Consider the following 7,373-nt stretch of genomic DNA (forward strand, 5'->3'; position numbering starts at 1 on the left):
CGATTGTACCTACGTTTACGTGCGGTTTCGAACGTTCAAACTTTTCTTTTGCCATGACGGAACCTATAAAGTTATATAACTAAAATTACATGTAAAGTGTCTACAAAAAGCGCAGACGTATTCAAATAATTGAATAAGTTTATGACAAATTAAAGGAAGTGGAAAATATTTAAGAAAGGTTATAGCTCGGTACTGGTGCTGATAGGCAGATTTGAACTGCCGACCTCACCCTTACCAAGGGTGCGCTCTACCGACTGAGCTATATCAGCACACCAGAAACTGGAGCGGGCAGCGGGAATCGAACCCGCATCATCAGCTTGGAAGGCTGAGGTAATAGCCATTATACGATGCCCGCTTTCGGAACCTGTTCTTAACTACCTCTAACCGTCAAGAGTAAGTGGTGGAGGGGGACGGATTCGAACCATCGAAGGCAATGCCGTCAGATTTACAGTCTGATCCCTTTGGCCGCTCGGGAACCCCTCCACAAATTCTTTTAAAGCTAGACTTTCATATAGTGAAAGTAAAATGGTGCCGACTATCCGAGTCGAACGGATGACCTACTGATTACAAGTCAGTTGCTCTACCAGCTGAGCTAAGTCGGCACGTATACTGCTTAAGTACGGGGCGAGATTCTAAGGCAAGGTTTTAGGATATGCAACCATTAATTTTAAAAAAAATGAAAGTATCGCTTCAAACGTCCAAGTTTTAGTCAAATCGCTGCAGATTTATGCTGTTACCATGCAGTTTTTAATAAGCAACCAATCCACGTAGTACTAAATCTTCGATAAATTCGCTATTTTCGATGTGCTCTGATAATAGCTTTCCGTATCCACCAGTACATAATACGCGAATATTTTTACCAAATAAGGCCCTCGCCTGTTGGATTAAACCTAAATTAGCAGCTAAGCAACCATAACTGAGAGCTTCAGGTGTATCACTACCAAGATTGTTTTCAAACTTCACTGTATCATTAGCAAACACTTTTTCTGCCCGCACAACGATTGATTCCATCATTAAATCGATACCAGGTATTATCCAACCCCCTTTATGGGTTTTGCCATCAATCAATACATCGACCGTCGTTGCTGTTCCTGCATCAATGATAATAGATGATTGATTTGGGTATAAATGGGCTGCAGCTAAAACCACTAACCAGCGATCAATACCAAGGTTTTGGAATTCAGCATAAGCACACGTAACACCATTTTGTTGCACACTAACTTTTGCGAATTTAACTTCGATTCCTTTTTCATTAGCTTTACTCACTAAGCTATCCAGTAACCGATTTGCTCGCACACTGGCGACTAATACTTGCGTGATCCCTTGCCAATTTAATTTTTGTTGCTCAACAAGAGTAATTTTATCGTTATTATATAGTGCGAGTTTTAATGCAGTATTACCTACGTCAACTAATAACTTCATTATTGATTAACCCTACGTACTGAAATTTCGCCGCCATAGTATGTTTTCTCAATACCATCTTGGCGTAATACTAACCCACCCTGTTTATCTATACCTACGCATATGCCTTGCCACGTTTTTTGCCCTGTATTTAAAGTGATAAGTTGTTCTGCAAATGCATTAACTTTATTCCACTCAGAATACATTTCACTTAATCCTGTAGCTTGGTATTGTGATAAGCGCTGTTCTAAATAATAAGTAAGTGCCGCCGCGAGCTCATTTTTATTTACTTCAAGCCCTAAGCGTTTTAAATCCACCCAAGATTGATCAATATGCTCGCTGGCTCTTTCTGGCATTGCGATATTTAAACCTATGCCTATTACTAAGTGGCAAGGCCCTTCTGGTTGACCATCAAGTTCAACAAGTACCCCCGCTAGCTTGTGGTTATTCACCAGAATATCATTTGGCCATTTTAAACTTACTTCGACGTTATATAGCGCCTTAATACAATCAAACACAGCTAACCCAACAGCAACACTTACCCCCATTGCCGCTTGTAAACCATCATCGAGCAGCCAGTAGTAGCTGTAATAAAGGTTCGCGCCAAAAGGAGATTGCCAAACACGGCCGCGCCTACCACGACCCGCATTTTGCATTTCAGCAACAATAACAGTACCCGAAGTAAGAGCTTGCTTACTTGCTAAACGTTGCATTAGTTCAGTATTCGTTGAGTCGATACTGGCATAGGTTTCAAAGTTACCAGTATGGCCTGCCAATTTTTGAAATTCTGATTCAAGTCTATGCTGCGAAATTAAGGCTATCTCTTGGTTCAAGCAATAGCCTTTATTATTTACCTTATAAATATCTAACCCGAGTTCACAAAGAGATTTAATATGCTTTGCAACTGCTGCCCGACTAATACCCAGTTGTTCCCCCAAAAGCTGACCTGAAATAAATTCGCCATTTTTCAACGCCTGAAGAATTGCCAACTTAGTCCCTGTTATTTGTGACATGTTGGTGCCTCAACTTTGGTTTCACCACTTTTTGCAATTAGCCTTACTTCATGTTCAAGGGCAACACCAAATTTTGCCAACACGGCCTTTTGAATATGTGTAATCATTGCGAGTAAATCTTTATTAACTGCATCATCGCTATTAATTAATACCAGCGCTTGCTTTTCACTCACTTCTACCCCGCCTATTTTATAGCCTTTCAGGTTTGCTTGTTCAATCAACCAACCTGCTGCTAATTTAATGTGTGTATTAGACACCGGGTAGGTTGGCATCTCTGGGTAGGTACTTAATAGAGCATGCGCCATTTCTTTCAAAACTATCGGGTTTTTAAAGAAGCTACCGCTGTTTGGTTGTATTTTTGGGTCGGGCAATTTACTTGAACGAATAGCAATAACTTCATCCATAACTTGTTGAGCTGTGGGCGCTTGCAAAGACTTTAGCGGCCCATAACTTAAATTAGGCAGCCACTCTTTTTTAAGTTCAAATTCGACAGATGTTATAATAAACCTACCAAGTAGAGTATGTTTAAAAATGGAATCTCGATAAGCAAACTCACACTCTTCACTGGTTAGGACTTGCTGTCTCCCCGTGACAATATCAAAACCACTGACTTTAGTAATGACATCTTTTACTTCAACACCATAAGCGCCAATATTCTGCACTGGCGCAGCGCCAACTGTACCAGGAATAAGTGCCAAGTTCTCAAGGCCATACATACCTTGCTCAACACAGTAATTTACAAATTTATGCCAGTTTTCACCCGCTGAAACTTCGATAATATAACTAACATCGGTTTCATTTACTGAAATACCTTTATTTGCTATTTGAATAATTTGCCCTTGGAAATCATCAACAAATACGGTGTTACTCCCTTCTCCTAAAATAATAAAAGGAGTGTTCCAATCAATCTGTTTTAACTCGTCTATCTGTTCAATACGAATCAAACTAGTTGCAAATGCAGGTAATGCAAATGTGTGATGCTGCAGTAAAGAAATCAAAATAGGTGCTCAAAATTACCTAACTATAAAATTACACACATATTAACGCATTCTTTTACTCAACGCATAGAAGTGCGTATTATTGACAATAATTGTATACAACCCGTTTTTAGGAATATTAGATGAAGTTATCTGCTATCGCAGCACTCGTAGCAATGAGTTTATCAACCAACTCTCACGCAGCTGTAGATGAACACACTTTCAGTAATTTAGAACAAGTGCTTTCAACACATATTCACCTTGATCTTGAGATTGATTTCGAGCAAAAGCAACTTCAAGGTTTTGCTGAGCATACGCTAGATTGGCGAATTAACAATGCTAAAACGCTGATTTTAGACACCCGTGATCTTGTTATTGATAAAGTGCTTTATAAAGATAAAGCTGGTAACTGGCGTAAAGCGAGCTGGCAATTGGCAAAAGATGATGGCGTTAGAGGTGCCAAACTTACCATCAACTTTGCTAACCAAGCCGACAAAGTACGCGTTTATTACAACAGCTTGCCACAAGCATCAGGTTTGCAATGGCTTACACCAGAACAAACGGCGACTAAAACCCAACCATTTATGTACAGCCAATCGCAAGCAATTCATGCGCGAAGCTGGATCCCAGTGCAAGACACGCCAGCAATGCGTGTAACTTACTCAGCACGTATTCAAACACCAAAAGATGTGCGTGTAGTTATGAGTGCAGACAACACGGATGCATTTATTAAAGACGGTGATTACCAATTCACCATGCCACAAGCAATTCCGCCATACCTGATTGCAATAGGCGCAGGTAATTTAGAATATAAAGAAATGTCGCATCAAACAGCGATTTTTGCAGAACCTACTATTCTGGATGCATCAGTAGCGGAGTTCAATGACACCCAAACCATGATTGAAAAAACCAATGCAATTTATGGTGAATATGCGTGGGGTCGTTACGACTTATTAATGTTGCCGCCTAGTTTTCCATTTGGCGGTATGGAAAACCCGCGCCTTTCATTTATTACGCCAACAGTAGTTGCTGGTGATAAAAGTCTCGTTAACCTTATCGCGCATGAACTAGCTCATTCATGGTCAGGCAACCTTGTGACTAACGCAACATGGGAAGATTTATGGTTAAACGAAGGTTTCACGTCGTACGTTGAAAACCGTATTATGGAAGAAGTATTTGGTCGTGATCGCGCAGTAATGGAACAAGCACTTGATACTGCTGCCTTACATGGACAAATGCCTAACCTTGAACAAGGCGATACACGCTTAAACCTTAAATTAAATGGCCGCGATCCAGATGATGCATTTAGCAAGGTACCCTACATTAAGGGCATGCTTTTCTTAATTTATCTTGAAGAGAAATTTGGCCGTGAACGTTTTGACGAGTTTGTTCGCTCATACTTTAAAGAATATTCGTTCAAATCACTAACCACAGTCGAATTTGAAACATATCTAGCAGACAATTTACTTAACAAGTATCCAGGTATTGTTTCTGTTGAGAAAGCTAAAGAGTGGATCCATCAACCAGGCTTACCTGAAGATGCACCAAATCCAACCTCTAATGCCTTTATTAAAGTGGATGCTGCAGCAAAAGCATGGTTAACAACAGGTGAAATATCTGCCTTACCAACAACCAATTGGACCGTTCATGAATGGTTGCACTTTATTAATAATCTACCGCGTGACTTAGCGATTGATAAAATGTCAGAACTAGATAAGGCGTTTGACTTAACTCATTCGACTAATGATGAATTAAGTTTTGCATGGTTTATGCTTGCAGTAGGTAATGGTTACGAGCCTATTTACGGACCACTTGAAGATCATCTTGTTGGTATTGGTCGTCGCAAGTTAATTGTACCACTTTACAAAGCACTCATTGCGAATGGTAAAAAAGAATGGGCTAATGAGATTTATCAAAAAGCAAAACCGGGTTACCACCCACTGGCACAAGGTACTGTTGATAACTTATTTAAATAACGTTTGTTAACGACTTTACAAAAGGCAGCATTAGCTGCCTTTTTTATTACTTAAAAATGCTTTTTTTTCAGCTTCACTTGCCTGAGACCACCAAAATTCAAGCATGTTGAGTGCTCTAGGTTGTTGGCTAGGAGGCACTGATGGGGGGGCAGCATTAATTTCTGACATTACAGGCGTGACTACTGCTGGCTGAGTATTACTTGTTGCAGATACACCAGCTGGAGCTGGTGAAACGTTTGTTGCTAGCACGACTTTAGTGTCAACAGCATTCAAACGTTTAGGTTTCTTAGTACTTCCCAATTTTTCAAAATCTGCATAGGGTTGTTTGCTGTATTCCTTTGCTGCTGATACATCATCCGCCCGTTGCATTGACAATTTATATTCACGATTCGGATCATCAATGTCTACAATTAACCAAAACGGTTTTGATTCGACTACTTCATGTTCATCATAATCAACTTCATAAATGTCTTTATATTTGAGTTTTATTTTATGAACACCTGCAGGTAAATTGATTTCACTAACACTCGAGAAAAATGAATGTTCAACTTTCTGTTCATTCACTTGAAGCGGTATCAATTCTTCTACAAATTTAACAGTTGCTGCATAAGACAGCATTGGCAGTAGTAAAGTTATGCCCAGTAGTTTTTTCATTGTTATTCCAAAAACCCTTGCAGATAAATTCCATCAATCTAAACTGGCATAATTAACACAAAATTACTACTAGGATGTTAGTATGAGCGAAGAAACGCTATTTACGAAAATCATTAATAGAGAAATCCCAGCAGATATTGTCTACGAAGATGATATTAGTCTTGCCTTTAAAGATATTAATCCTCAAGCGCCATTTCATGTGCTGATTATTCCAAAAAAGCCCATTGCCACTATCAACGATATACACCTAGAAGACCGTGAAATTGTTGGCCATTTATATTACGTAGCTAAACAACTTGCAAGTGAACATGGCTTTGCCGACGACGGATTCCGTGTGGTAATGAATTGTAATGAAAATGCGGGACAAACCGTATTCCATATTCATTTACATATGCTTGCCGGTAAAGTCTTAGGCTGGCCCCCTTACACAGATAAAGCCAAGACCTAGATAAAAGTATTACCCATTGTAAAAAAACAATACAAAAGTTTAAATAATATGTTAAGCTTCAACAATCATTTTTGTTGAAGCTTTTTTTGTTGAGTTAGCAATGAACAACACGGCATTTATCATTTTAAACACAAATCCAACTAACAATTCTGGATTAGAAGTACTTAAACCATTATTAACCACACAAGGCCTTAATGTTCTTCATGGTTTCGATGGTAAAGAAGTGCCAAGCAACACCCGTTTATTATTTATTGAATCTAATGGTGATAATGTTTGGCAACGTTTGCAATCCCATATTTCTGAACTAAACACAGATTGTGACATTATCCTATTCAATATTAGTGAAAATACTGAGCTGGCAAATCGTGCGTTGTTATCAGGTATTCGCGGTGTGTTTTATGAAACTGACAATGCTGACGTATTAATGAAAGGTATTCGCTTACTGCTTGATAACCAATTATGGTTCCGCCGTGATGTAATGTGTAGTGCACTAAACCGCTTGTTACAGTTTAACAAAGAAGCTATTAATCAAATTACAGATGCTGAATTAGAGCCAGTAAAACTCACTAAGCGTGAACGTGCAATTATCAGTCTAATGAGTAAAGGCGCAAAGAATAAAGAAATTGCAGATGAATTGAATATAAGTCCGCACACAGTTAAAACACATTTATACAGTGCGTTTAGAAAAACAAATTGTCGCAATCGAATTGAATTACTTTCTTGGGCGCAATACAACATGCCTAATGAATTAAGGTAACGTTTTAGTTTCCCCTTTTTAGCCGGGTTTTTACCCGGTTTTTTATTGCCTGAAATTTAGGGTTCAGGGTTCAGGGTTCAGGGTTCAGGGCTCAGGGTTCAGGGTTCAGGGTTCAGGGTTCAGCACATATTTTTGGTTGTGTAGCCG

Annotated in this window: 7 protein-coding genes and 4 tRNA genes; 3 read left to right on the forward strand and 8 right to left on the reverse strand. The window is 39.2% G+C overall.

Annotated features, from left to right (window positions below; all coding sequences use genetic code 11):
• Positions 1 to 193: 193 nt before the first annotated feature.
• From ON073_RS19630 to murB, 7 genes are all read right to left on the reverse strand, one after another.
• Positions 194 to 269: transfer RNA gene (locus ON073_RS19630), tRNA-Thr, on the reverse strand.
• A gap of 11 nt (positions 270 to 280) precedes the next feature.
• A tRNA-Gly gene (locus ON073_RS19635) sits at positions 281 to 355 on the reverse strand.
• A gap of 43 nt (positions 356 to 398) precedes the next feature.
• Positions 399 to 483 (reverse strand) — tRNA-Tyr (locus tag ON073_RS19640).
• A gap of 43 nt (positions 484 to 526) precedes the next feature.
• A tRNA-Thr gene (locus ON073_RS19645) sits at positions 527 to 602 on the reverse strand.
• 145 nt (positions 603 to 747) lie between these two features.
• A complete protein-coding gene (locus tag ON073_RS19650) occupies positions 748 to 1,422 on the reverse strand; it encodes a type III pantothenate kinase (protein ID WP_274763570.1) in 675 nt (224 codons plus the stop codon).
• Positions 1,422 to 2,414, reverse strand: a complete 993-nt coding sequence (gene birA, locus ON073_RS19655; protein WP_274763571.1) for a bifunctional biotin--[acetyl-CoA-carboxylase] ligase/biotin operon repressor BirA — start codon at positions 2,412 to 2,414, stop codon at positions 1,422 to 1,424. Before birA ends, ON073_RS19650 begins: the two co-directional genes overlap by 1 nt.
• Entirely contained in the window at positions 2,402 to 3,412 is a 1,011-nt protein-coding gene (gene murB / locus ON073_RS19660; protein ID WP_274763572.1) for a UDP-N-acetylmuramate dehydrogenase, read from the reverse strand. The genes birA and murB overlap by 13 nt, the downstream gene beginning before the upstream one ends.
• A 122-nt stretch (positions 3,413 to 3,534) precedes the next feature.
• On the opposite strand from murB, the gene ON073_RS19665 reads away from it, so the two are divergent.
• Positions 3,535 to 5,367: a M1 family metallopeptidase gene (locus ON073_RS19665; RefSeq protein WP_274763573.1), complete on the forward strand. Its 1,833-nt coding sequence runs from the start codon at positions 3,535 to 3,537 to the stop codon at positions 5,365 to 5,367.
• 30 nt (positions 5,368 to 5,397) lie between these two features.
• Here the strand turns inward: ON073_RS19665 and ON073_RS19670 are convergent, their stop codons facing one another.
• Positions 5,398 to 6,021, reverse strand: a complete 624-nt coding sequence (locus ON073_RS19670) for a DUF2057 family protein (RefSeq protein WP_274763574.1) — start codon at positions 6,019 to 6,021, stop codon at positions 5,398 to 5,400.
• Positions 6,022 to 6,103: 82 nt separating this feature from the next.
• Here ON073_RS19670 and ON073_RS19675 point away from each other — a divergent pair, with 82 nt between their 5' ends.
• Both ON073_RS19675 and ON073_RS19680 read left to right on the forward strand, forming a co-directional pair.
• Positions 6,104 to 6,469 carry a histidine triad nucleotide-binding protein gene (locus ON073_RS19675; protein ID WP_274763575.1) on the forward strand — a complete coding sequence of 122 codons (366 nt, stop codon included), beginning with the start codon at positions 6,104 to 6,106 and terminating at the stop codon, positions 6,467 to 6,469.
• A gap of 100 nt (positions 6,470 to 6,569) precedes the next feature.
• Positions 6,570 to 7,226 (forward strand): helix-turn-helix transcriptional regulator, encoded by a 657-nt coding sequence (locus ON073_RS19680; RefSeq protein WP_274763576.1) that lies wholly within the window; start codon positions 6,570 to 6,572, stop codon positions 7,224 to 7,226.
• The last annotated feature ends 147 nt before the right edge of the window (positions 7,227 to 7,373 follow it).

The sequence above is a fragment of the Pseudoalteromonas sp. G4 genome (assembly GCF_028875915.1).
In the GTDB taxonomy this organism is placed as follows: Bacteria; Pseudomonadota; Gammaproteobacteria; order Enterobacterales; family Alteromonadaceae; genus Pseudoalteromonas.

Excerpts from the sequence above, each read along its gene's own strand:
- ON073_RS19650 (WP_274763570.1), bottom strand. The coding sequence starts at position 1,422 with ATGAAGTTATTAGTTGACGTAGGTAATACTGCATTAAAACTCGCACTA.
- birA (WP_274763571.1), bottom strand. The coding sequence starts at position 2,414 with ATGTCACAAATAACAGGGACTAAGTTGGCAATTCTTCAGGCGTTGAAA.
- ON073_RS19665 (WP_274763573.1), top strand. The coding sequence starts at position 3,535 with ATGAAGTTATCTGCTATCGCAGCACTCGTAGCAATGAGTTTATCAACC.
- ON073_RS19670 (WP_274763574.1), bottom strand. The coding sequence starts at position 6,021 with ATGAAAAAACTACTGGGCATAACTTTACTACTGCCAATGCTGTCTTAT.
- ON073_RS19675 (WP_274763575.1), top strand. The coding sequence starts at position 6,104 with ATGAGCGAAGAAACGCTATTTACGAAAATCATTAATAGAGAAATCCCA.
- ON073_RS19680 (WP_274763576.1), top strand. The coding sequence starts at position 6,570 with ATGAACAACACGGCATTTATCATTTTAAACACAAATCCAACTAACAAT.